The organism is Brevibacillus laterosporus LMG 15441 (assembly GCF_000219535.2).
Taxonomy (GTDB): Bacteria; Bacillota; Bacilli; order Brevibacillales; family Brevibacillaceae; genus Brevibacillus_B; species Brevibacillus_B halotolerans.
In genome coordinates this window covers 1094633-1118108 of the sequence record NZ_CP007806.1, presented here as the reverse complement: position 1 = coordinate 1118108, position 23476 = coordinate 1094633, and the positions used below count along the sequence as shown (strand labels likewise).

Genomic DNA, 23476 nt, shown 5'->3' with positions numbered 1-23476 from the left:
ATTTATAAAAAGGAGCAAAAAGATATGACTACGTACTTAGGCCCATCTGGCATTTTAGATAAGCGCAAAGAATATTTCTATCCGTGCACCGCTCATTTCTATGAAAGACCCCCTCAGCTAGTACGAGGTGACATGCAATATTTATACGACAGCACCGGCAAAGCGTATACAGACTTTTTCTCTGGGGTGTCCGTAGTCGCATGCGGCCATTGCAATCCGGCAATTACGGCGGCAACGATCAAGCAACTGGAAACATTACAGCATACATGCACCATCTATTTAACGGAACCAAATGTAGCGCTGGCTGAAAAAATGGCAAGCGTCCTGCCTGGAAATATGAAGCGAACCTTCTTTGTAAACAGTGGTTCGGAAGCAAATGAGGCTGCTTTAACACTCGCTCGTCTCGCTACTGGCAAAAAGGAATTTATCGCATTGGAATATGGCTTACATGGCCGGACATTCTTAACCATGAGCGTAACCGGCATACCCATGTGGCGTTCTGACAACTATTTAGAGGAAGGAGTCAGTTTTATTCCTCGCCCTTATGATCCTAATCTGAATGAACAAGAAGCAGTAGAACGTTCTCTATCAGCTCTGCGGAAGGTGCTGGAGGAAAAAGGAGATCGCATCGCTGCCATGATTGTAGAACCTATGCAAGGCAATGGCGGTATTGTTCCTGCCCCGCTCTCTTACTTCACGGAGGTAAAGAAGCTATTGGAGAAGCACCATGTCCTGTTGATCGCAGATGAAATACAAACTGGGTTTGGCCGTACAGGCAAAATGTTCGCCATTGATCATTACGGCATTGTTCCAGATATCTTAACTATGGCAAAAGCGTTAGGGAATGGCGTGCCAATTGCCGCTTTTGCCACAACTGACGAAATTGCGGCTCATTATAACCGCCCTTCTGCTTCAACGCTTGGAGGCAATCCCGTTTCGTCTATGACGGCTCTCGCTGTCCTCTCCTATATTGAGAACGAACAACTAATAGCTCGTGCAGAACAGCTTGGTAAGCAGTTAAAAGAAGGGTTGCTTTTCATTCAGACAGCTTATCGAGCAGCTATTACGGATGTCCGCGGTCTTGGCCTGATGATCGGTATGGAGCTTTATGCCAATGAACCTGAGAAAGCAGCTCCTCTTGTTGATTCCATTTTAGAGGAAATGAAAGATCGTGGCTTTATCATTGGAAAGAATGGTGTAAATCGTAACGTAATCGCCTTCCAGCCTCCCCTAGTCATCACCGAACAAGATATTACAAACATGCTGGAGGCATTAGCAGACACCCTCAAACGATTACTCTAATACCTAAACTTACTGGAGGAGCATACTGTGGCATACGATAATTTACGCGCGTTTATAAAAGACCTACAGGATCAGGGGGAGCTTCACACGATTGACACTCAAGTGGATAGTTATTTAGAAATTACGGAGATTACTGACCGTATTTCCAAACAGTATGGCAAGGCTTTATTGTTCACCAACGTAAAAAATTCTCCGTACCCAGTGTTAATTAACAGCATGGGGACGGATAAACGTATGAACATGGCTTTAGGCGTGCAGGATTATGATCAGGTTGCAGAAGAAATGCAAAATTTCATGGATTTGGCTAATTACAAGGGGTTATGGAATCAGCTCAAAATGGCCCCTGACCTATACAAGCTATCCAAAATTTTTCCTAAAAAAGTAGCATCTGCTCCTTGCCAGGAGGTAATAGAGGAACCTGACCTGACACAGCTTCCCGTTCTTCATTGTTGGCCAAAGGACGCAGGTCGATTCGTTACACTACCATTGGTAATTACGAAGGACCCTGAAACAGGACAACAAAACATGGGGATGTACCGTCTTCAGGTTTATGATAAAAACACGACAGGTATGCATTGGCATTTACACAAGGACGGCAAAGAAATCTATGAAAAATATCGCAGATTAGGGTATAAACGCATGCCTGTATCAGTCGCACTCGGTGGGGACCCGGCATTAATCTACTCGGCTACCGCTCCTTTGCCAAAGATGATTGATGAAATGCTATTTGCTGGTTATCTGCGCAAGAAACCGATCGAGGTTGTGAAATGCATAACAAATGAGCTATATGTTCCTGCAGAAGCCGAATTTATTTTGGAAGGCTATGTGGAATTAGATGAAAGGCGCTTGGAAGGCCCTTTTGGTGATCACACGGGCTACTATTCACTAGCGGACATGTATCCAGTCTTTCACGTGGAGAAGGTGACACGCCGTACCTCGCCGATCTACCCCACGACAATTGTGGGTCAACCACCTATGGAGGATTGCTATATAGGAAAAGCTACAGAGCGTGTATTTTTGCCATTAATGAAATTGATGCTACCAGAAATCGTGGATATGCATTTACCATTTGAGGGAGTGTTTCATAACTGCGCTATTGTTTCAATCAAAAAAGCATTCCCGAAACACGCTCAAAAAGTCATGTATGGCTTGTGGGGCATGGGGCAGATGATGTACACCAAAATGATTATCATAGTAGATGAAAATATAGACCCTCACGATGTTTCCAAAGTAATGTGGAAAGTGTTTAACAATATCGATCCTAAAAGAGACCTTGTCATAACAGAGGGCCCTCTGGATGCTCTCGATCACTCTTCTCCAACCGCTTACTATGGTCACCGTCTTGGTATCGACGCTACTAAGAAATGGCCAAGTGAAGGTCATACACGCGAATGGCCCGATGATATAGAGATGTCTGACGAAGTGAAGAGCATGGTCGATGCGAAATGGAGGGAGTATGGTTTTGAAAACGATCCTTCATAAAACCCGCATGTTCGGAGAGCTTGTTATGTTCTCCCACACATTGTTCTCGCTCCCCTTTGCCATCATTGCAATGGTATGGGCAGCCGAGGGACTGGCCCCCGCTCAGGTATTGATTTGGTCGTTGGTGGCATTGGTAGCGGCGCGAAATGGAGCTAATGCCTTTAACCGTCTCGTGGATCAAGAATTTGATGGCAAAAACCCACGCACAAGCCATCGCCATCTGCCACAACGCTTGTTACACGAAAAAGAAGTGATCACTTTTATTCTCATAAACTATGCAGTCTTTATTTTTGCTTCTTCTATGTTAAATCCGTTGTGTCTGCTATTGTCGCCCGTAGCCATTTTATTGATCTCTTCTTATTCTTACACGAAACGCTTTACGTGGCTGAGCCACTTATATTTAGGCTTTACCATCGCATCTGCTCCCATTGGGGCTTGGTTTGCAGTAACCGGTGAGATTGCATTTGTACCATTTGTACTGGGGACCATCGTGATGCTATGGATTGCTGGCTTTGACATCATTTACGCTACGCAGGATATTGAATTTGACCGCAAGGAAGGGCTATGGTCTATTCCAAGCTATTTTGGACTGCAAACAGCACTGTGGATCGCACGAGGCCTACATTTCATCATGATTCTACTGCTGTTATTCCTATTTTTCTATCAAAATTTGGGCTTTGTTTACCTAGTGGGCTTAACAATCTCGACCGTACTGCTTTTAACCGAGCATAAAATAATCAAACCTGCTAATCGAAGCCTCATGAAAGTGGCCTCCTATAAACTGAATCAAGTAATTAGTATGGTTATTTTGATCTGCACCTTAGTTGATTTTTACATGATGAGCTAATTTATTGAAAACTCTCAGGGGGATTGCGGTGCTCTTTTTAGATGTCAAGGTAGGAAAGGGAACCACTAAACGGCCTCCAGAGAGTTTTTAATCTTCTCCTCTACCTCCTCTATTGATCTTTCCGAATTTTTTAAAAGATATTTTTAGAGAACAATTACATAATTTTATTCGCATTTACATAATTATACATTTAAGTTAGAATGTTAAGAAATATCATGTTTTATTAATTTCGGGAAGGAGAATTACTTAACATGGCTGAAAGTTTAACTTTCACAACGCTGGGGGAACTGGTAAAGGAAAAAAGAAAAGAGTTAGGTGTAAGTTTGTCGGAAGTTTCCAGAATAACTGGTATCAGTAAGGGAGTTATTTCAAAAATTGAAAATGGTGAGACTAAGCGCCCAGAGTTACGAACTTTAAAACCAATCGCAGATGTTTTAAACATTCCTTATGAGGAAATAATTGAAGGGTATATAAAAGTTGAACACCGATTCGGAATATTACATGACTTTTTAATGGAAGTCGCTGAAATTTCTAAACCTGATTTAATGGAGAAAGTTGCAGTAAAGTTCCTTGAGAATTCAAAAAAGGATTCTGTTGAATCATTAGAAGTTTTATTTAGAATAACCGAAACTTTCCGGAAAAAGGATATCATGATAACCCTTTATAATATCATAATCAGATATGCTAGAGCGCATGGGGAGTCGCAATACATAGCCAAAGGATTATATCAAAAGTATATGATCGAGAGAGAAGAGCTTAAACATTTAGAGGAATCGTTCAAAGTTGGGGAAGAGGTTTTGCATTATGCGGATTTTCTTTCCCATGAAGAAAAAATTACTCTCTACTATAGAATGGCACTTCACGCACATAATATTAAAAAGTACGACAAATGTGTAGAGTTAGGTAAAATAGGTCATGCCAAAGACTCAACAAACAATGAGCTAAAAGAAAGAGTTGCTCTAGCGATTTGTAATTCATATTTCTATACAAATAAATTTGAAGAAATGAAAAAACATCTCCAAATTTATGAACAATTAGGCTATCAATTTATCTTGAAGCGAATAAAGTATTTGCGTGCAATTATTCTCGCAAAAACCGGACAATATCAGGAAGCAGTTCCATTATTGAGAGAATGTGTAGAAGAAGCAAAAGACAACAATCGTTTGCACAGAGTTAATCAACTAGTGGAGGTGCTACTCAGTATCAATGATGTAAATTCAGTTCAGGAGATTGTAGAACGAGAGGAGAAAAATTTTTCACTTGACTTTAATAATGTTTATCACTTATCCGAACTGGGGAAATATTTCAAGAATAAAGGTTCGCTTCTTGTAGGTCGTGGCTTGTTTGATGAGGGTATGGAATCCTATCTTCAAGGTATGAATTATTTCAGTAAAATAAATGCTCTAAATGATATCGTTGAATGTGCCGAAGATATTCATACCCATCATTGTGAACAAGGCAAAGAAATGAATTTAGGACTTCTTAAAGAAATGCAGGAAGTGTATAATATAGTAAATAATGGTGATGAAAGGGGAGGTAAAAATGAAGAAACGTTTAACTGTACTGATGACTGCTTCACTGGTATTATGTAGCTCTCTTTTCGCTGTCGCAATTTTCAGTAACTCAGAAGATCATGTAGTCTACAGTAGTATCAAGGTATATACTGATAATCCTGGTCATTAACTTTTAAGGCTTAAAGAACACTGTCAGCAGTGTTCTTTTTTTGGGCTATTTTGTCGAAATATATCGAACGTTTCACTTTCGTCATTTTGAGGTAGTTTCTGCAACTTATGGTAAATTAATACACAAGATAAAAGGAGGTGTGATTGTTATTACCTTTTGCTTTATGATGATACAAAAGGGCGTTCCCACTGTCGCTAAACTTACGGGAACACCCCCACCTTGAGCAACAAAAAATGTTACTCAAGAACATTTTAACACTCACTTACAGAATATGAAATCAGAAAATTCCCAATGGAAAATGATTTACAGAAGCTCATTGAAGTCCTACGCCAAGAATTAGCAATATTGTATTTCAAAAAAGGCTCGTTAGTAGACCCATCCGTACTAACTGAACCAACAACTAGATGAATATATCGTTCTTTCAGAACCTAGAAGACGCTAGTTGGTCGATCTGAATAAGGCTGTACGGGAAACTTTACAAAGCCCAGTAGGGGTAATAATTATAAAGCCGTTTTTCAGCTATTCATTGAGGACAACTAGAATTTCCAATACGCACGCTGAATTTCACAAGATGATAAATTGAATATTTGTAATTTTTCAATTAGTTTGGTATATTGTAGAAGGAGTGTTATGTATGAAAAAGGAAATATTAACTGGAGTATTATCTGTAGCCATGCTATCAATGGGTATCGTTCCAGCAGTAGCTTCAAATAACACTGACTCTAACCTGTCGATCGAGCAAGAAAAACAATATGTTCAAGTGAAGATGGACAAAGAAGGTCTCTCATTGTTAGCAGGTATAAAAGTTGACATGGGGCAATATGTCTCCTTAGGTAAAGACAATTTACTACATCTCGATCCTAAAGCTAAAGAACTAATTGGTGAGGAAGCGTATAGTATTTTCGAACGTGGTGTTGAAAACATCAATAACGCTTTAACTAGCGGAGACTATCAGATACAAAATAACCAATTAGTAAAAACCGACTTAGTACATCCTCAATTTAGTCACGAAGAATTTTGGTGGGGAATATCACTGCAATACAACAATAGAGAAACAAAAGAACTCGCATCTTTGTGTGAAGAATATTCCACCGATTGGGCATTAGCGTCAGCAATCGCTGGACTCGTCCCGGGTGGACAAAGCGCCGCTATTGCTGGAGCTATTATGTCATGGGGAAATGCAAAGTTCGCAAAGAAACTTAATAGTAAAAATGAAGGTAGAGGTGTAAACGTCGATATAGCTTGGCTACCAGTAGTTATATCGATCTATGGTAGATAGTAATTACTTAAAGAGATAGCTGGAGGGAGAGAATATACTATGGCATCTTTTTTTACAGCTGTCGTCTTGTTTATTTTATTAGGTTACTTATATTTCAATTCTGAAGTAACCCCAATAAATCCAATGTTACTAATCTTATTAGGAATATCAGCTTTAGTAAATGTGTATCGTGGGTTTAAAGAAATAAAGAAAAAATCGTAGGAAATTAAAATACGATTTACAGATCGTGTCCCGATAGTAACTTTTAAATAGACAAACGTCAGAGTCTCTTGTATTCTGACGTTTGTCTTGTTATTTGGATTTAAGTTACACTTTTATTCACAAACTACATTACTTATTCTGCGGTTCCTACCCACTTGCAACCCTTACCCCATCTGCCAGCTCCCCATGATATTAGATGCAGAATCCCATTACCAACTGTCCGTTGTTCCATTAAAGGAGCCTTGTCCCTTCTGATCATTTAGTTCGTAAAATTGTTTTATATATGAACTTGAAAAGACAAATACTCGAAAGATAATGGGAGACCGAGTGTCGCCCCTGTTGTGCTAATAAAGACGTATTTATTCAATATTTATTTGAATAAGCTCTATGCGTCAGCCAATCCCTCATTACAAGCATATTACAATGGTGCTGATATCAATTTTAGGGATCAAAATCCAACTGCTGCTATAGGCGGATACGCTCCTTATGATATTTATGATACAGATGAGTTAAGTCGTATCTTAAAACAAGGTTCCTGGTAGAAAAAAAAGAGACCGTAATAGGTTATATGCGGTCTCTTTTTCCTCATATGAAATTAGTGCTAATTAAAAAGGAAAGAAGGAATACCAAAGATGGTTATTTTTAAAAAAGTTTGGTTTTGGCTGGGAATTTTAAGTATTATAGTCTGTTTAAACGATTTTTATGGAAATGACCAAAAACATATATTATTAATTGGATTGAACCCTCTTCTAGATTATATGATCTATAAGGAATCATTTCGTGATTGGATAATAAATGATAATCAAATTGAAGGAAAAATTTTATTGGGAGGGTATGTTATACATTTTGTATCATACATCCTACTTGGAATCATCATTGATCTGTTATTTTTCTTTAATAAACAAAAGAAGTAAAATGGTATACAACACGAAGAAAATACTAGTCTTGTAGCTATCACATCTTCCGTTTCCCAAAATACGCAATCAGCACACTCAAATCCTTATGTGCCACAAACTCAGTTAACTCCCCGACAATTTTCATCGCATTTTGCAAATACTGATCTGCTAGTTGGTCTGCTCTTTCTAAAATGTCGCTATCACGAATCAGCTTGACCACATTTTGTATTTCTCTCGGTGTGGATCGCTCATGGAGCTGGCGTACACACTTGCTCAAGCACTCGTCCTGCAACGCATACATAACTGGTAACGTAATATTGCCATTAGCTAAATCGCTGCCTGCTGGCTTTCCTAGCGCTTCTGATGTCTCTGTAAAATCTAACACATCATCGCGAATCTGAAAGGCCATACCTAAATCATCACCGAATTGCGCCAATTTAGCTGTTACTTCTGGGGTTGCATGTCCCAGCTTTGCTCCAATCTCTAGACAGGTTGCCATCAACACGGCTGTTTTATTGCGCGTTTTGCTTAAATAGGCATCCATGGATAAATCAAAATTAAATCGGTTTGCCATCTGTTGATATTCGCCTAAACAAAGTCGCGAGGTTAATAGACCAGTAATCTCTTCCCGATACGGGTGTCTATCATCCTCCATTTTGCTCAATAGCTCAGCTACTCGCGTCATCATATAATTAGCCGTATGAATTGCTGTGGGGATGTCAGTAAGCACATGCAATGTTGGTTTTCCACGTCTCGTATCTGCTTGATCAATCACATCATCGTGGATTAGTGAAGCTACATGGATAAATTCTGTCACAGCTGCCATCTGCAATACTTTTTGTGGGTCTGCCATTCTACCAAAACGGCTGCCGACCATTACCATCATGGGGCGTAATCGTTTCCCCCCTGCTAAAATCATACGACTTATATTGCCAGCGATGGATGAAAGCATGGGCAAACTCATATCCGTCCGAACTATGCGCAGCATCTCTTTATCAATCATGTCTAGATTAATGTGCAATTGGTCAGCTAACTTCATAAGTCACCTGCTGCTCTGTTTTTGTCAGGAATTTTTCTATGCGTTGAAAGAGAATACGTTCTATTGATTTACCTTGGATCAAACGGATTTGAATTTGCTTTAGAATAGGAGCCAAAAAATTCACGAAATCCTTTTCTCCATGCTTACATGCATATTCATAATAAAAGCTTTGCAGATAATCACCATCTAAAATATCCTTTGTCAAACAAGGATTGTCGAATGTCAGCTTTTTATGCTTGCGAAAAGCAGCCTGCAACAGGACATAGCACCCAAATATATGCTCTTTGCGTGCAGATGAAAGCTCAAATGAATCAAGCAGATGTCCCATCTCCTCCAACAGCCGCCTATCTACTTCAAGCGTGATGCCAGCTTGTGGTGACATTTGCTTCTCTAGCTTCTGCAATGATTCCCGAATTCCATTCATCTCTCTCATCCCCTACTCACGCTTTTCTTTTTCGTATCCCTCTATCTAATGGGTCTATATGTGGAAAGAAGGGGAATGTACAATTCACAGCACATTCCCCCATTCCATGATATAGCTATCTTGTTATACAATTAGTCTACGTATAAATACCAACGTTTGACGAACGGGATTTTTTTCCACACTTTTTTTAGTTGCGGTAATACATAGTAGTCCAGGCCTAATGTGCTTCCAGAACCACCAATGAGGGCAATACCTCCTCCAAGGTACCAAAGCATCTCATATGGAGCCATTCCCGAAGACCAAATCATTAAACCCATACAGACTGTAGCTATGGAAGATATAGCTGTGAATAAACCGATGATTAACAATACGCCAAATATTACTTCAGCGAAGACCATCATCGTTTGGAACACAGAGGCTAATGCTGTATAGCTTCCATCTGCATTGTAGAAGAACATATCCATTGAGCCTTTTACCATACTGTCAATAAACCCAGGTACGGGGAGTGCCTGTACCGCTTCTTTCGCTGTAGCGACTGCTGAAGCAGCCGAAGAAGTATCTACCGTTTGGGCCACATCCTGTACGGCTTGTGAGGCTGACGTAATTCCGTCAACCGCTTTTGGAGATGGCGGTATTAAGAAGATGTTAGTAGGGTCCTTTAGCACTTTGTTCATTTTCGCTAAGCCCTCTGACAACCACATGGAGCCGACCAAAACACGTAAAGGTACTAACCAGAAGTTAGGGGATCGTTTACTAAAATGCCCGCCTAAGAAACTGCGTCTATTATTAACATGGAAAATTTCATGCATGAGATAAGACCAAACTTTATTAAAACCACAAATTTGAACCAGATATACCATGTTGATAAAGTGCTTAACAAACATTGCCATGAAGCCGCTCATCAAGAACATTTTTCCTGGCACTCCTACACTAGCTACACCATAGCGGCTACCGATACATACCATACAGCCATGGAATGTAGGCTTGTAGGACTTGTGTGTACCACCTTTCACATCTACATAGATGTTATGGGCAACGATTGGAGCTGAATGCTCAGCATTCTCTACCATTTGGGGTACAGGGCGCTCTTCACCTTCTGGAATAAAGAAAATGTTGTCCCCTACGACATACACATTGTTATGCTCAGGGCTCTGTAGCTTATCATTAACCACGATACGCTTGCGACCCTTTTGTTCTAATTCGACCTTTTCCAATAGGTCAGAGCCTTCGACACCTGCTGTCCAGACAACTGTTTTAGAGCGAAGCAATCCTCTCTCGCCCAACTCAACTCCATCTGGAGAAACACCCGTAATTTTACTTTTTGTAATAATGTTAACGTTTAGCTTATGTAAATGTCGCTCTGCCTTCTGAATGAGCTTGTCAGGCAAAATGGGTAAGATTTTTGGTGCCATATCAGCAACGTGTAGTTGTACTTCAGATGGCTCTATTGCGTAGGTTTTGCATAATTCATCTCGGAATTCCGCCAATTCCCCCACCATCTCAATGCCAGTAAAACCAGCACCGACTACCACAAAGCTCAACATATCCTGACGCTTTTGCTTATTCGTTTCTTTTGAAGCGTTAATAAACATACTGCGAATTTGCTCGCGTAGGTGAACAGCATCCTCGAAGGACCAAAGGGAAAACGCATTCTGCTCTGCACCAGGGATTCCAAAGAAGGATGGCTTACAGCCTGTCCCCATTACTAGGTAATCATATTCGTAGGTGCTATTCTCGGACACTAATTTTTTGCTAGCAAAGTCGATCGTGGAAATTTCATCAAGCACCACATCAACCTTCCGTTTTGCAAAAATCTTTTTCAGGTCAACTTTTATGGAGTCCTCTTCAACACGATTAGCCGCTACTTCATGTAATTCCGTTAGAAGAGTGTGGAATGGCTTACGGTCTATTAATGTAATCTGGACGTCGGTATCTTTTTTAAATTTGCTTGCCAGCTTTTTCGCTGTCAGGACACCACCGTAACCTCCGCCTAGTACAATTATTTTTTTCATAGCATGTCCTCTCATTTCCATAGATAATTACCCGTTGACGATTTTCACCAGCAATGGTAATCCCCCTATGCATAATTGCCTTATTTTTTCGCGTCTTTTAGAGCCTCTTCGGCTAATTTCACGAAATCGTTTACTTTAATAGATACACCTGAAACCGCATCTGTTTTGCCTTCATTATTTACTGTAATTGCCGCTGGGTCTTGTTTTTCAATTAGAGCCTGTTCTACTTTTGCTGCTTGCTCATGCCACTCAGCCTGTGCTTTTGCTTTTTCCTTCATGCCATACTTGCCTTCTTTAGACTGGGTTTTCTTGTCTGCTTCACCTTTTTCGTTGATTGCATTCCAGTTCGCGGCAACAATTTTACCATTTAGCACAGTAAAGTCCGCTGTATATTTCCAATCTTTTTCAAATTCTGGCTGTTCCGCATGGTATGCACCGTCTTTATAAGGACCTGGTTGTTGTGGACCTGCCGCTAATGCTTCCGTTACCAAAGCAGTAAAGTCATTTATCTTAATAGATACACCTGAAACGGCATCAGTTTTTCCCTCGTTATCCACTGTAATTGCTGCTGGATCTTGTTTTTCTATCAAGAATTTTTCTACTTTTTCGGCTTGTTCATGCCACTCAGCTTGAGCTTTTGCTTTTTCCTTCATGCCATATTTGCCATCTTTAGATACTGTTTTTTTATCTGGTCCCGCATCTTTACTGATCCCAGTCCAGTTCACATTGGTAATTTTTCCATCCTTTACATCCAGTACAACTGCATAGTTCCAATCCGCATCAGCATTTTTTTGTTGAGCGTAATACACGCCATCCGCCATTTTTTTATCCGTTGCATTAGCCGGGGCGGCTGTTTCTGTTTTCTTGTCAGGAGCAGGTTGTGTAGCAGCACCGCATCCTGCTAGCATAGAAACTGCTAATACACTTGCCATCATCAGTGAAAGTTTTTTCATTTTCTTTCTCCTCCCTTTTTCTCCACACGCATGTGAAAAATTACACAAATATCATTACGCCATCATTCTAACATTCCTAACTAAATAATCAAGACCTTTTATTTCCATTTTTATGTTAAATTAGGCTAAAAAACAGGCCTTTTTTTGACAATCTGGAGAACGATTTTGTTTATTCTAATCTACGAGATAAATGAATGAAAAATATGAATATTCCCAGCATGAAAACGCTTTAAAACGTCATACAATCTTCATATACAAAAAACCCGTCCTATAAAAAGACGAGTTTTCTCTATCATTTTGTATCAATTCAGCTGACGATTACCTATCAATAAGCCAGCTTTCATTCGATTCTCTATACTCATTAATTTTGCATAACAAAATCCGTCTCTGCCCATTCGCTCTCTTGAAACACGCGTAGAGTTTCATAGGCGGTATTGCGTTGAGCAGGAATTTTTCCCGCTTCACGGATTAACTCTAGGATTTTGTTTGTATTTACCTTGTAAGCACATTTCGCTGCTGATACAACATTCTCTTCCATCATAGTCGAGCCAAAATCATTAGCTCCATAAGACAAGGACAGTTTACCGATCTCAGGTCCCATTGTTACCCAGGAGGATTGAAAGTTAGGTATGTTATCCAGCATCAAACGGCTGATCGCCAATGTTTTTAGATACTCTTCTGGAGTGTTTTTCGTAGCTTTCATGTTGGTATTATCAGGCTGGAAGGTCCAGACAATAAATGCCTTAAATCCATTTGTCTCATCCTGAGCATCACGAATGCGCAGCAAAGATAACACTCGTTCTTCCATTTCTTCACCAAAACCGATAACCATCGTAGCCGTTCCAGGCAGACCTGCTCGGTGGGCTGCTTTTTGGATATCCACCCACTGCTCCCAGGTTCCTTTTAAACGCGAAATCTTTTTACGTGTCCGATTATCCAGAATTTCTCCGCCTGCTCCTGGCAAAGAATCTAGACCAGCTTCTTTTAGCTGTCTTAGGGCCTCTTCAACTGATACATTGGAGACCTCAGCCATTTTAGCTACCTCGGCTGTAGATAAAGAGTGCATCGTAATGGTCGGGAAGCGCTGTTTAATCTCGCGTAGCAATTCCGTAAAATAGGATAGTTTTAAATCAGGATTCGTACCACCCTGCATTAAAATTTCTGTTCCGCCAACATCAACTGTTTCTTGAATCTTTTCGAAAATTGTTTCTTTTGGAAGAACATAGCCTTCCTTCGAGCCAGGCGGGCGATAAAAGGCGCAAAAACGGCAATAGGTATCACAGACATTGGAATAGTTGATATTCCGTCCGATGACAAAGGTCGTGATCGGTTCAGGATGCCACTTTTGCATGATCTGATTCGCTGCATGACCTATTTTCTCAATTTCATCAGAAGCAAAAAGGGCTAAACCATCCTCTAATTGAAGTCGCTCGCCACGAAGAGCTTTGTCCAATATATGATCAATCAAGAGGAATTCCTCCTATCCTGTGCATATTCCACCTTTCATCCTATCATAAAATTAAATTCCTGCCTACGCTAGAAGTATAGTGCTATTCGTAGCCAATCTCTTCGTAAACTTCCGGTTCCCAATAAATGACACAGTTTGCTAGAGGTAAATTAATTTCACGTGCACCATTCGGCTGACCATTGAAGCGAATGATTTCCGTTACGGAGACACGATCCCCTCGTACTACAATTTCTCCTTTAAGCTCTTGACGCTTTCCATCTGGCGAATAGAAAATTATGACTCCAGAACCAATATCTTTCATATGCAATCCCTCGGAATTCTCAAAATTTTTATCTTAATAGTAGTAGAGAAGTTTGAGAACGTCAACTATCTGTGTAGATTGAGAAAAAACTGAATCCTTTTTGCCCAAGTGTGCGTATAACCTTGTAGCATGCTATAATATTGGTCGAACTTGTCATATCCCAGACTGGACGACCATACATCTAAATAAGTACGAATTTTGTTCGATCCTTGACTACAAGAAAAATCGACTTTATACATAAAGGAGACTACGATGCTTGACCAAATCAATGAAATCTTTCAGCAATACGGAGCGTGGGGATTATTTACACTCTCCTTTCTAGATTCAATCATCTTGCCGTTTCCCCCATTCTTTTTACAAATTGCAATGAGTCTATTGGAGCCTTCACTTGCTATTGAATATGCTCTCTTTGCTTTCATCGGCTCTCTACTGGGGGCACCATGCGGCTTTATTCTCGGTAAACTGTTTGGTAAACCGCTGATGGACAAAATCGTTCCGGAAAAATGGATCAGTCTCGCTACAGAACAAATGACTAAAAACGGTGATGCTGCCATTATCATTGGCTCATTTACACCTATTCCTTTTAAGGTATTTACCATCCTATCTGGTGTACTCGGCTTCTCCTTCAAAAAACTAATGGTTTATGCTGTTATTGGTCGAGGTTTTAAATTTTTTCTCATCGGTTTAATCTTCCATTTATATGGAAAGCAAGCAAAATTGTTAATTGATGAGTATATGGATGTTTCTCTTTTAATTGTAGCTGTTCTACTTGCCGTAGGCTGGCTGATCTTTATGCAAATAAGAAAGCGACGTGCTGCTAAAAAGTAAAGGTTTTAATCGCTATCCTGGCCCTTGAGGCTCCTACATTCAAAGTAGAGTCCTTTGGTCGAGATGACTTTTTGTTCAGCGATGATTGTAAAATACGAAACTCTCAAACAATAAGACAAACAATAAGAACCACACCAAAAAGGGCTATCCATCTTCTACGATGTACGATAGCCCTTTTTATATCAACTCTATGCTTTTTAGCTTTGCTGCTCTAGCAATTCCTTCGCATCTACAGACTCATAGCCCAATGCTTGTGCAACAGCCTGATATGTTACATGTCCATTCAATGTATTTATACCTTTTAGTAATGCAGGGTTTTCTAAGCATGCCTTTTGATAGCCTTTATTGGCGATTTGCACCGCATATGGAACCGTCACGTTTGTCAAAGCAAACGTAGATGTGCGTGGAACAGCGCCAGGCATATTAGCCACCGCATAATGCACTACACCATGTTTTTCATACGTTGGGTTATCATGAGTAGTGATACGATCGGTTGTTTCAAAAATACCGCCTTGGTCAATCGCAATATCTACTAGAACCGAGCCTGGTTGCATGGATTTAACCATTTCCTCTGAAACCAATTTTGGTGCTTTTGCTCCTGGAATAAGAACAGCCCCAATCACTAGATCAGATTCCTGTACGGCATGTGCAATATTAAAGGGATTGGACATCAGGGTTTTTACGCTATGTCCAAAAATATCTTCTATTTGACGCAAGCGATCAGGATTTAGGTCGATAATGGTAACATCAGCACCTAAACCTACTGCCATTTTCGCCGCATTAGTACCGGCTACTCCTCCGCCAACAATGGTTACTTTGCCACGTTGGACCCCTGGCACACCGCCGAGGAGAATACCTTTACCGCCTTCCTGTTTTTCCAGGAACTGAGCGCCGATTTGGGTAGACATGCGCCCTGCAACCTCTGACATAGGAGTTAACAACGGAAGTGAGCCATTGCTCAGTTGAACGGTTTCATAAGCGATCCCTATAACTTTATTATCAACTAACGCTTTCGTTAATTCTGGTTCTGGAGCTAAATGTAAGTATGTGAACAGAATAAGTCCTTCACGGAAATATTGATATTCGGAAGGCAATGGTTCCTTAACTTTCATAACCATGTCCATTCCCCAAGCTTCTTGTGCAGTCTGGACGATTTTAGCCCCAGCTGCTACAAATTGTTCATCAGTAAATCCAGAGCCAAACCCTGCGGATGTTTCGATGAAGATTTCATGTCCATTCTTCACCAAATTCATTGCTCCTGCTGGTGTCATAGCTACTCGATTTTCATTGTTTTTAATTTCCTTTGGAATACCGATGCGCATGTTTCGACCTCCTCAGTAAGTTAAACATAAATAGTTTCAAACAGTTCTGATGATTAATTCAAAAGTAGAAGCTTTATCCACGCATTGATTGTATCATGTAAGAACCGAAAATGAAAGCGCTTACAAAAAATCTATAAATTCACATTCTCCTAAGTTGTTTGATAGTTTTGAAGTATATAAAAAGAACAAGTCACCAGCTATCCCCTACTGGTGACTTGTTCTTATCTTTACATGAAAATATGATTTTTACCTATCAAATTACCTTTTTTTCTTAGATCCGTCCGAAGAGCCCACGTTCTCTAGCAAACTATGTTTCTTAGAGTAGACAAAATAGACAACCGTTCCGATGGCCACCCAGATTGCAAAATACATCCAGGTTGCTCCTGGAAGATTAATCATGAGGAACGCACAGAATACCATTGTTAAGATAGGAATGAACGGAACTAATGGAACCTTAAAGCCACGCTCCAAATTTGGATGCGTTTTACGAAGTACGATAACTGATAATGCAACCATAGCAAACGTGAGTAACGCACCGATATTTGCTAAATTAGATAGTTCCTTAATTTCTACAAATCCTGCAATTCCACCACTGAGTAATCCTGTTAGCCATGTAGAAAATACAGGTGTATCTGTTTTATTAACACTAGAGAAGCGTTTTGGAAGTAGCCCATCGCGACTCATCGCAAAGATTACACGAGTGCCAGCAAATACATAAGCAAAAATAACTGCCATAATACCAATAACGGCTCCTACAGCAACGATTCCCGCTACCGTATCCTGACCTACAATCTCCAGGACATACGCCATTGCTTCAGGTACATCTAAGTTCTTATAAGAAGTGATGCCTGTCATGATAAGACACACAATAACATAAAGGATCGTACAAACAACAAGTGATGAGATAATCCCTACTGGCAAAGCCTTTTGCGGGTTTTTACACTCCTCTGCAGAGGTTGATACTGCATCAAAGCCTAGGAACGCAAAGAATACCGCTGCTGCTCCAGCAAAAACTCCTTCAACGCCATACGGCAAGAATGGGTTCCAATTTTCAGGCTTAACATAAAATACACCTACAGCGATAAACAGTAAGATCACCAGTAGCTTTACTAATACCATGAAGTTGTTAAACTTCTTACTTTCTTTTGTTCCACGAGATAATACAAAAGTGATTAGTAAGACAATGATAACAGCCGGTAGATTAATAATTCCGCCACTCATCGGCGTACTGACCAACTGTTCAGGCAAACCCCAGCCAAAACCAGTCAGCAGATTATTAAAATAAGCAGACCATCCAACAGCAACTGCTGAAGTGGTAAGAAAATAAACAGATAATAATGTCCATCCCATCAGATGCGCTACAAATTCACCTAGTGTTGCATACGTATAGGTGTAAGCGCTTCCAGAAACCGGGATGGTCGAAGCAAATTCTGAGTAGCAAAAGGCAGCAAAACCACAAACAAGTGCAGCAATCATAAACGAAAGAATAACAGCAGGACCAGCATCTCTAGCTGCTACAATACCTGTAAGTACCATAACACCAGTTCCTAGCACTGCCCCAATGCCTAGTAAAGAAAGATCAAAGGATGTTAGTGTTTTGTTTAATGATTTGTTTTGACCTTGTTGCAATAAGTCAGTAACTGATTTTTTTCTCAAAAGATTGCTCATATTGCCCCCCCTTGATTGATAACTGTTTCCTTCACATAAGTATCCTACCACACAATATTCATTTTGTTCTATTTATAGATTTTTCTTAAAAATTCAAAAAAACTCGTTTTTTTATACTGTACAATCACCTATCGAAGAAAACACTTATATATTGAAAGAGGAGAGATAAAGGGGAGGTGAATGAATGGCTGTTATTAAGTACAACACCAGTGATCTTAACATGCTAGCTAGGCTACTTCGAGCAGAAGCTGAAGGAGAAGGACCTCTTGGAATGTTAATGGTTGGAAATGTTTCTGTTAACCGTGTCCTTGCCAACTGCTTAGATTTTAAAAACATACGAACCATCCCTCAAATGGTATATCAAAGTCCCGGCGGATATGAATCTGTTCAAAAACCGTATTTCTATCAAATGGCTAGAGAATCAGAGAAACGTTTGGCCAAACGCGTAATTAATGGAGAAAGGACACATCCTGCAAGCAACGGACTTTGGTTCTTTCGCCCGGTAGGTAGCTGCCCTCCCACTTGGTTCAACCAGAGAAACACAGGACGATTTAAGGCACATTGTTTCTTTGCACCAACCGTTCAGGATTGCCCTAGAGTTTATTAAAGAGGAGAGAAAAACCAGATGTATTATAATACTTATGCTCAGCAAGAATTCGAGCCCACTTCTTATTATCCACAATGCTATATGTATCCATGTTACCCTACTCCACAACAGCAGACACCATCCGCACAAATGGGTCCTACACAGGTAAGCCCTAACCTACAAATCCAGCAACAGCCCCAGCAACTCGTGCCTCCGAATGCAAATGGGAGCTTTATACCCGGTGGTCCCCTTCCAGTAGTCGAAGAATCATACGTAGAAAATATTTTACGTCTCAATCGAGGAAAAGTCGGTACCTTCTATATGACCTATGAAAATAACAGCGAATGGAATGCAAAAATTTTCCGCGGAGTCATCGAAACTGCTGGTCGAGATCATATCATCCTTAGTGATCCGCAAACCGGTATGCGTTATTTGCTTCTGATGCTAAACCTAAATTATGTTACCTTTGATGAAGAAATTAACTACATTCCACCAGTAAATCCATTTGCTCGTACACGTTAGTCCTTAGTCATTACCAAGAGAGATAACTCGTCCATGTACAAATAATCTGGTTCCCTATTATGAGTAGTGGAACAATATAAGCAACAAGCCTCCGCGTACACTTGAAAGTAAATCTGGAGGCTTGTTGCTTGCTTTTTGAATGGGTATGTTATTCTTTGCTTAGAAGCCCAAAATGGTTCGGAATAAGCTTGATGTCTCTCCACCTGGATAAATGATAAACAACAAAAAGTAGACAGCTATACCGGTAATCGCTGTACCGAACCAGATAATAGAAGTAACTGGCCCCCACTTGCGATGCTTAGCAAATTGCTTGGTAAAACCCAAATATAACGTTACCAATCCAAAAACGGCTGCTGTTGTAGCCAAGGTGATATGGAATATCAAAAAGATTTGGTAGTATAAGCGCAATTCATCCGGTCCGCCGAAATTCATATTTCCCACGAAAATCGTTCGAGACATATAAATAATGAAAAATGCTAGGGCAAACACGGATGCAACAATCATTGTTTTTTTATGGGCCTCAAATTTTCGTTTGGCTACTTGAACCCAACCGATTGCTACAAGGATTGCACTGATGGCAATAAAACTTGTACTAAGTGCAGGCAACAACGTTAGCACTCGATCACTTCCTCTTATTCTTTTTTAAAATTTATACTCGCCCACTAGTGGGAACGATAGTGAGTTCTTTTCGCTGTTCCATGGGTTCAAAGGATTCAAGCGGATCGATTTCATCAATACCCGTTGTCGGATTTTCCTCACGGTACCATTTAGAAAACACATGCCATAGCCCAACTCCATATGCTGTTTCCTGTACCATTTTCATCACAACACCACCCAATTGCTGATCATCGAGTATCGGTAGGATGGCAAACAATTGCGGTCCATAGCTATAAGATTCATAGACCAATTGGGAAGCAAATATGATTAACGCACAGGCCGGTGTCATAAGCACACCCGCTGCAAAGATATACCCCATTAGCTTGACGTTTTTAATCCGTTGTAACTCTGGAACTGGACAGATAATATGCCACCATATCATGAAGGCTGTAATTAATAACAGGAGCTTATAAGCAATATGAACTCCATGGTACTGCATCACGAAATCAAGTACAAGCGGAATATGATAAACAGAGAAAAATAAATTAAACATAAATAAAGATATCAACGGTTTTGTAAGACGATCAAACCAGCTTCTTACAAAAACCGGTTGTAGAACTGCTCTTATAAACCACACTGGCAGACCCAGCACAAAAAGTGGTGGGAAAATCATTACTAACAATGATTGCTGGGTCATATGCAAGGTAAACGACACATGCCCGTAAAAATAGAGTGGACTTCCCATCGCTACATATAAGGTAAGAAGAGCGATCATAAACGTAATCTGCTTTCCTACTGAAACAGGCTCTGCATTACTAAACCGTTTACGCCATGGGCCAATTAACATAAAATATGCCACACCAAGCAAGACAACAAAAGCTAAAAATTCAGGATTCCATAACTCCGCAAACTTCGGTTGATAACCATGCAAAAGTAAATGCTGTTCATGGGTACCCATCCATATCCCCCTCTCATGCGGAAGGTTTCTATTTTCTGATAAGTGGAAACATACATGTATATTATACTGAACCGATTTCGGACAAGCTAGCAACCAACTTGCTTTTTAGTAGGTTAGAATGGAAATGCATTCTCCCTGTTCACTTGTTTGCCATAATTTCTACAAAAGCACTAAAACAACCCAATTACTCAGTCTGGTTACTAGCAGAACAAGCTAGTCTTTACGAAAAAAGCGAGCTACTCAAGTAGCCCGCTTTTAACAGGATCGGGGCTAAGTCTTCACCTTTGTAGAATCAAAGTTGGACCTTCTCCCTTACCCTTATACCCAATACAGCGCCATGACAACGCATGTTACCATGATAAACGCCCCAGTAAAAATCGCCACCACTGGAAATAGATGACCTTTATCCTTTAAGTGCATCCACACGTATAATTGCACTAATGCCTGCACGGTACCTAACAGGATAATATAAGGATAAACGAAACCTTTTTTATCTGGCATGTAGATAACCGCCGCAAACGCTAATGCTGTTAATACAATGGACAAAATAAATGAAACGATATGTGGCTTCATGCTAGTGTTATGGGCATGGGAATGTTTTGAAGGTTGAGATGAATGATTGTGTTGATTCATCTTATGCTCCTCCTTGTCCAGACATGATACCCATTAGGTACACGACTGTGAAAATGAATACCCACACTACGTCAACGAAGTGCCAGTACAAGCTTGCAATATAGAACTTCGGTGCAGTAACCACTGTCAGACCCTTTTTCATAGCAGAAACCATCAGGGTTGCTATCCATGTAACCCCGAACAATACGTGCGCTCCATGGAATCCGACTAACGTGTAGAAAGCGGAACCATATGCACTACTAGTCATTGTATGACCTTCATGGTAATAGTGATAGAACTCATAAATTTCTAGCCCTAAGAACGCAAATCCTAGTACAACGGTTACAGCAAACCAGAACATCATCATTTTGAAGTTATGACGGTGCATTCCGATGATGGCAAATACACTCGTTAAAGAACTGGTCAATAGTAAAATTGTCGCCATAGCAACCAGTTCAACTTTAAAGATTTCATGCGGAGCTGGTCCTGATACATATTGATCTCTAAGAGCCAAATACGTGGCAAATAGAGAACCGAACAATACCATTTCTCCACCTAGGAAAAGCCAGAAGCCTAGTATTTTATTTCTGCCTTCAAGGGTTGCCTTTTCAGGCTCAGCAGGTAGAACACCATGATCCGTGTGTTGCATTACAGCCTACCCCCTTTTTCTGTTTCCTTAATCTCGTCTACTTCGATATGGAAACCATGGTCATCCTTAATGGAACGGGCAAACATGCAAAGGAAAAACAGCCCCAATCCTACGAAGACCAGCACATATTTGTGATAGATAAAACCAAATCCTGCAATAAACATCCCTACAGACATCAGGAATGGCAAAACAGATGGAGACGGCATATGAATCGGGCCAAGCGGTTCAGCCGGAGTCATTGCTTTGTTGCCTGCCATTTTCTCAACCCAGAAAGCATCAAGACCACGCACGCGAGGTGTTTGAGCAAAGTTATACTCAGGCGCTGGAGAAGGAATTGACCACTCAAGCGTACGACCATCCCATGGATCTGCCACAGCCTTTTTACCTTTTGCATTCGTGTAAATCACGTTAACAATAAACAACACGGTACCGACAGTCATAATGATGGCACCTACAGTGGAAATCAAGTTTCCTAATTCCAGCTGTTGACCTGGTAAGAAGGTGTATACACGACGCGGCATACCCATCAAGCCAAGGAAATGCTGAGGGAAGAATGTTAAATGGAAACCGATAAAGAATAGCCAGAAGTTCCATTTACCAATTGCTTCATTTAGTAATTTACCAAACATTTTTGGCCACCAGTAGTAGAAGGCTGCAAACAGCCCCAGCACCATACCACCAACAAGAACATAGTGGAAGTGAGCTACTACAAAGTAAGAGTCCTGATATTGATAGTCTGCTGGTGCTACAGAAAGCATAACCCCGGTCATACCGCCGATGGTAAATGTCGGAATAAAGCCTGTAGCGAACAGATTGGCTGTGGTAAAGCGAATTTGACCGCCCCACAGAGTGAATAGCCAGTTAAAGATTTTAATACCGGTAGGAACGGCAATCAGCATCGTCGCAATCGAGAAGAGCGAGTTAGCTACCGGACCCAAACCTACTGTAAACATATGGTGAACCCATACCATGAAGCCTAAGAAACCGATAACCATGGTCGCAAAAACCATAGCGGAGTATCCAAACAGACGTTTTTTCGCAAAGGTACTGATAACATCAGAGATCATACCAAATGCTGGGAGTATCAGGATGTAAACCTCTGGGTGACCAAAGATCCAGAACAAGTGCTGCCATAATAGTACGTTACCGCCGCCAGCTACTTCAAAGAACTGTGCTCCGAAAATTCGGTCAAACATCAATAGAACTAAACCTACAGTGATCGCTGGGAACGCGAACAAGATTAATGCAGAAGTAATAAATGCTGTCCAAGTAAACATCGGCATACGCATAAAGGTCATCCCTGGTGCGCGCATGTTAATGATTGTAACCAGGAAGTTAATCCCCCCGATTAATGTTCCCAAACCAGCTATCTGCAAACCTAGTACATAGAAGCTTACCCCAGCGGTCTGACTGTATGTGTTTGAAGATAATGGCACATACGCTGTCCAACCTACATCAGGTGCACCGCCCATGAACCAACTTACGTTAAGCAACAACCCACCAAAGAAGAACAGCCAGAAGCCTAGTGAGTTTACAAATGGAAATGCTACGTCACGCGCACCGATTTGTAGCGGTACGATTGCGTTCATGACAGCAAAAATCAATGGCATGGCAGCTAGGAAGATCATAGTGGTACCATGCATCGTTAGCAATTCATTAAACGTGGAGCCAATGAACATTTTACTATTTGGATACATGAGCTGAATACGCATCAGCAATGCTTCAAGTCCACCAAGCAAGAAAAAGAATCCACCGGCTAATAGGTACAGAACGCCGATTTTTTTATGGTCCACGGTTGTGATCCAATCCCACAAGCCCGTATTTCTTGGACGAACATGTTGAGCCAC

The 23476-nt window shown here is 40.6% G+C and carries 21 protein-coding genes and 1 pseudogene; 9 read left to right on the top strand and 13 right to left on the bottom strand.

Features of this window, described 5'->3' with window-relative positions; all coding sequences use genetic code 11:
* Positions 1–24 precede the first annotated feature (24 nt).
* The 6 genes and pseudogenes from BRLA_RS05255 to BRLA_RS25210 form a co-directional block, all read left to right on the top strand.
* Positions 25–1302, top strand: a complete 1278-nt coding sequence (locus tag BRLA_RS05255) for an aspartate aminotransferase family protein (protein ID WP_003335054.1) — start codon at positions 25–27, stop codon at positions 1300–1302.
* A gap of 27 nt (positions 1303–1329) precedes the next feature.
* On the top strand, positions 1330–2784 hold the full coding sequence (locus BRLA_RS05250) for a menaquinone biosynthesis decarboxylase (RefSeq protein WP_003335055.1): 1455 nt from the start codon (positions 1330–1332) through the stop codon (positions 2782–2784).
* Positions 2759–3631, top strand: coding sequence for a UbiA-like polyprenyltransferase (locus BRLA_RS05245; RefSeq protein ID WP_003335056.1), 873 nt, complete (start codon positions 2759–2761; stop codon positions 3629–3631). The genes BRLA_RS05250 and BRLA_RS05245 overlap by 26 nt, the downstream gene beginning before the upstream one ends.
* A gap of 251 nt (positions 3632–3882) precedes the next feature.
* Positions 3883–5223, top strand: coding sequence for a helix-turn-helix domain-containing protein (locus tag BRLA_RS05240; RefSeq protein ID WP_003335057.1), 1341 nt, complete (start codon positions 3883–3885; stop codon positions 5221–5223).
* Positions 5224–5948: 725 nt separating this feature from the next.
* The gene (locus tag BRLA_RS05235; RefSeq protein WP_003335059.1) at positions 5949–6593 is read left to right on the top strand and encodes a hypothetical protein; all 645 of its coding nucleotides are present in this window, start codon (positions 5949–5951) and stop codon (positions 6591–6593) included.
* A 387-nt stretch (positions 6594–6980) separates the two neighbouring features.
* Positions 6981–7196, top strand: a pseudogene (locus BRLA_RS25210) (IS5/IS1182 family transposase); the annotation flags it as partial.
* Between the two features lie 552 nt (positions 7197–7748).
* On the opposite strand, the gene BRLA_RS05220 reads toward BRLA_RS25210, so the two are convergent.
* The 6 genes from BRLA_RS05220 to BRLA_RS05195 all read right to left on the bottom strand — a co-directional run bounded on the left by BRLA_RS05220 (position 7749) and on the right by BRLA_RS05195 (position 13887).
* Positions 7749–8729 carry a polyprenyl synthetase family protein gene (locus BRLA_RS05220; RefSeq protein ID WP_003335063.1) on the bottom strand — a complete coding sequence of 327 codons (981 nt, stop codon included), beginning with the start codon at positions 8727–8729 and terminating at the stop codon, positions 7749–7751.
* On the bottom strand, positions 8716–9153 hold the full coding sequence (locus BRLA_RS05215; protein ID WP_003335064.1) for a hypothetical protein: 438 nt from the start codon (positions 9151–9153) through the stop codon (positions 8716–8718). The genes BRLA_RS05220 and BRLA_RS05215 overlap by 14 nt, the downstream gene beginning before the upstream one ends.
* A 131-nt stretch (positions 9154–9284) precedes the next feature.
* A complete protein-coding gene (locus BRLA_RS05210) occupies positions 9285–11165 on the bottom strand; it encodes an FAD-dependent oxidoreductase (RefSeq protein WP_041751961.1) in 1881 nt (626 codons plus the stop codon).
* Between the two features lie 80 nt (positions 11166–11245).
* Positions 11246–12118, bottom strand: coding sequence for an FMN-binding protein (locus tag BRLA_RS05205; RefSeq protein WP_003335066.1), 873 nt, complete (start codon positions 12116–12118; stop codon positions 11246–11248).
* A gap of 361 nt (positions 12119–12479) precedes the next feature.
* On the bottom strand, positions 12480–13586 hold the full coding sequence (mqnC, locus tag BRLA_RS05200) for a cyclic dehypoxanthinyl futalosine synthase (RefSeq protein WP_003335067.1): 1107 nt from the start codon (positions 13584–13586) through the stop codon (positions 12480–12482).
* Between the two features lie 82 nt (positions 13587–13668).
* Positions 13669–13887: a hypothetical protein gene (locus tag BRLA_RS05195; protein WP_003335068.1), complete on the bottom strand. Its 219-nt coding sequence runs from the start codon at positions 13885–13887 to the stop codon at positions 13669–13671.
* Positions 13888–14139: 252 nt separating this feature from the next.
* Between BRLA_RS05195 and BRLA_RS05190 the strand changes: the two genes are divergently transcribed.
* Complete coding sequence (locus BRLA_RS05190) at positions 14140–14715, top strand: YqaA family protein (protein WP_003335069.1); 576 nt, start codon at positions 14140–14142, stop codon at positions 14713–14715.
* Between the two features lie 197 nt (positions 14716–14912).
* On the opposite strand, the gene ald is transcribed toward BRLA_RS05190, so the two are convergent.
* Both ald and BRLA_RS05180 read right to left on the bottom strand, forming a co-directional pair.
* On the bottom strand, positions 14913–16037 hold the full coding sequence (gene ald, locus BRLA_RS05185; protein WP_003335070.1) for an alanine dehydrogenase: 1125 nt from the start codon (positions 16035–16037) through the stop codon (positions 14913–14915).
* Positions 16038–16295: 258 nt separating this feature from the next.
* Positions 16296–17705 carry an amino acid permease gene (locus BRLA_RS05180; protein ID WP_003335071.1) on the bottom strand — a complete coding sequence of 470 codons (1410 nt, stop codon included), beginning with the start codon at positions 17703–17705 and terminating at the stop codon, positions 16296–16298.
* 184 nt (positions 17706–17889) lie between these two features.
* Here BRLA_RS05180 and BRLA_RS05175 point away from each other — a divergent pair, with 184 nt between their 5' ends.
* Together BRLA_RS05175 and gerQ are read left to right on the top strand one after the other, a co-directional pair.
* A complete protein-coding gene (locus tag BRLA_RS05175) occupies positions 17890–18312 on the top strand; it encodes a cell wall hydrolase (protein ID WP_003335073.1) in 423 nt (140 codons plus the stop codon).
* A gap of 18 nt (positions 18313–18330) precedes the next feature.
* Entirely contained in the window at positions 18331–18813 is a 483-nt protein-coding gene (gene gerQ / locus BRLA_RS05170) for a spore coat protein GerQ (RefSeq protein WP_003335074.1), read from the top strand.
* Between the two features lie 159 nt (positions 18814–18972).
* On the opposite strand, the gene BRLA_RS05165 is transcribed toward gerQ, so the two are convergent.
* The 5 genes from BRLA_RS05165 to ctaD all read right to left on the bottom strand — a co-directional run bounded on the left by BRLA_RS05165 (position 18973) and on the right by ctaD (position 23476).
* The gene (locus tag BRLA_RS05165; RefSeq protein ID WP_003335075.1) at positions 18973–19431 is read right to left on the bottom strand and encodes a DUF420 domain-containing protein; all 459 of its coding nucleotides are present in this window, start codon (positions 19429–19431) and stop codon (positions 18973–18975) included.
* Positions 19432–19462: 31 nt separating this feature from the next.
* Positions 19463–20368 carry a cytochrome c oxidase assembly protein gene (locus tag BRLA_RS05160; protein ID WP_003335076.1) on the bottom strand — a complete coding sequence of 302 codons (906 nt, stop codon included), beginning with the start codon at positions 20366–20368 and terminating at the stop codon, positions 19463–19465.
* 318 nt (positions 20369–20686) lie between these two features.
* Positions 20687–21001, bottom strand: a complete 315-nt coding sequence (locus tag BRLA_RS05155; protein WP_003338982.1) for a cytochrome C oxidase subunit IV family protein — start codon at positions 20999–21001, stop codon at positions 20687–20689.
* Position 21002: 1 nt separating this feature from the next.
* A complete protein-coding gene (locus tag BRLA_RS05150; protein WP_003335079.1) occupies positions 21003–21629 on the bottom strand; it encodes a cytochrome (ubi)quinol oxidase subunit III in 627 nt (208 codons plus the stop codon).
* Positions 21629–23476, bottom strand: coding sequence for a cytochrome c oxidase subunit I (gene ctaD, locus BRLA_RS05145; RefSeq protein WP_003335080.1), 1848 nt, complete (start codon positions 23474–23476; stop codon positions 21629–21631). Before ctaD ends, BRLA_RS05150 begins: the two co-directional genes overlap by 1 nt.

Bases quoted from the DNA above. Each gene is read 5' to 3' on its own strand.
- BRLA_RS05195 (WP_003335068.1), bottom strand. From the start codon at position 13,887: ATGAAAGATATTGGTTCTGGAGTCATAATTTTCTATTCGCCAGATGGA.
- BRLA_RS05210 (WP_041751961.1), bottom strand. From the start codon at position 11,165: ATGAAAAAAATAATTGTACTAGGCGGAGGTTACGGTGGTGTCCTGACA.
- BRLA_RS05160 (WP_003335076.1), bottom strand. From the start codon at position 20,368: ATGGGTACCCATGAACAGCATTTACTTTTGCATGGTTATCAACCGAAG.
- BRLA_RS05245 (WP_003335056.1), top strand. From the start codon at position 2,759: ATGGTTTTGAAAACGATCCTTCATAAAACCCGCATGTTCGGAGAGCTT.
- BRLA_RS05215 (WP_003335064.1), bottom strand. From the start codon at position 9,153: ATGAATGGAATTCGGGAATCATTGCAGAAGCTAGAGAAGCAAATGTCA.
- BRLA_RS05220 (WP_003335063.1), bottom strand. From the start codon at position 8,729: ATGAAGTTAGCTGACCAATTGCACATTAATCTAGACATGATTGATAAA.
- BRLA_RS05205 (WP_003335066.1), bottom strand. From the start codon at position 12,118: ATGAAAAAACTTTCACTGATGATGGCAAGTGTATTAGCAGTTTCTATG.
- BRLA_RS05155 (WP_003338982.1), bottom strand. From the start codon at position 21,001: ATGAATCAACACAATCATTCATCTCAACCTTCAAAACATTCCCATGCC.
- BRLA_RS05235 (WP_003335059.1), top strand. From the start codon at position 5,949: ATGAAAAAGGAAATATTAACTGGAGTATTATCTGTAGCCATGCTATCA.
- BRLA_RS05240 (WP_003335057.1), top strand. From the start codon at position 3,883: ATGGCTGAAAGTTTAACTTTCACAACGCTGGGGGAACTGGTAAAGGAA.
- gerQ (WP_003335074.1), top strand. From the start codon at position 18,331: ATGTATTATAATACTTATGCTCAGCAAGAATTCGAGCCCACTTCTTAT.
- BRLA_RS05180 (WP_003335071.1), bottom strand. From the start codon at position 17,705: ATGAGCAATCTTTTGAGAAAAAAATCAGTTACTGACTTATTGCAACAA.
- BRLA_RS05255 (WP_003335054.1), top strand. From the start codon at position 25: ATGACTACGTACTTAGGCCCATCTGGCATTTTAGATAAGCGCAAAGAA.
- BRLA_RS05190 (WP_003335069.1), top strand. From the start codon at position 14,140: ATGCTTGACCAAATCAATGAAATCTTTCAGCAATACGGAGCGTGGGGA.
- BRLA_RS05175 (WP_003335073.1), top strand. From the start codon at position 17,890: ATGGCTGTTATTAAGTACAACACCAGTGATCTTAACATGCTAGCTAGG.
- BRLA_RS05150 (WP_003335079.1), bottom strand. From the start codon at position 21,629: ATGCAACACACGGATCATGGTGTTCTACCTGCTGAGCCTGAAAAGGCA.
- ald (WP_003335070.1), bottom strand. From the start codon at position 16,037: ATGCGCATCGGTATTCCAAAGGAAATTAAAAACAATGAAAATCGAGTA.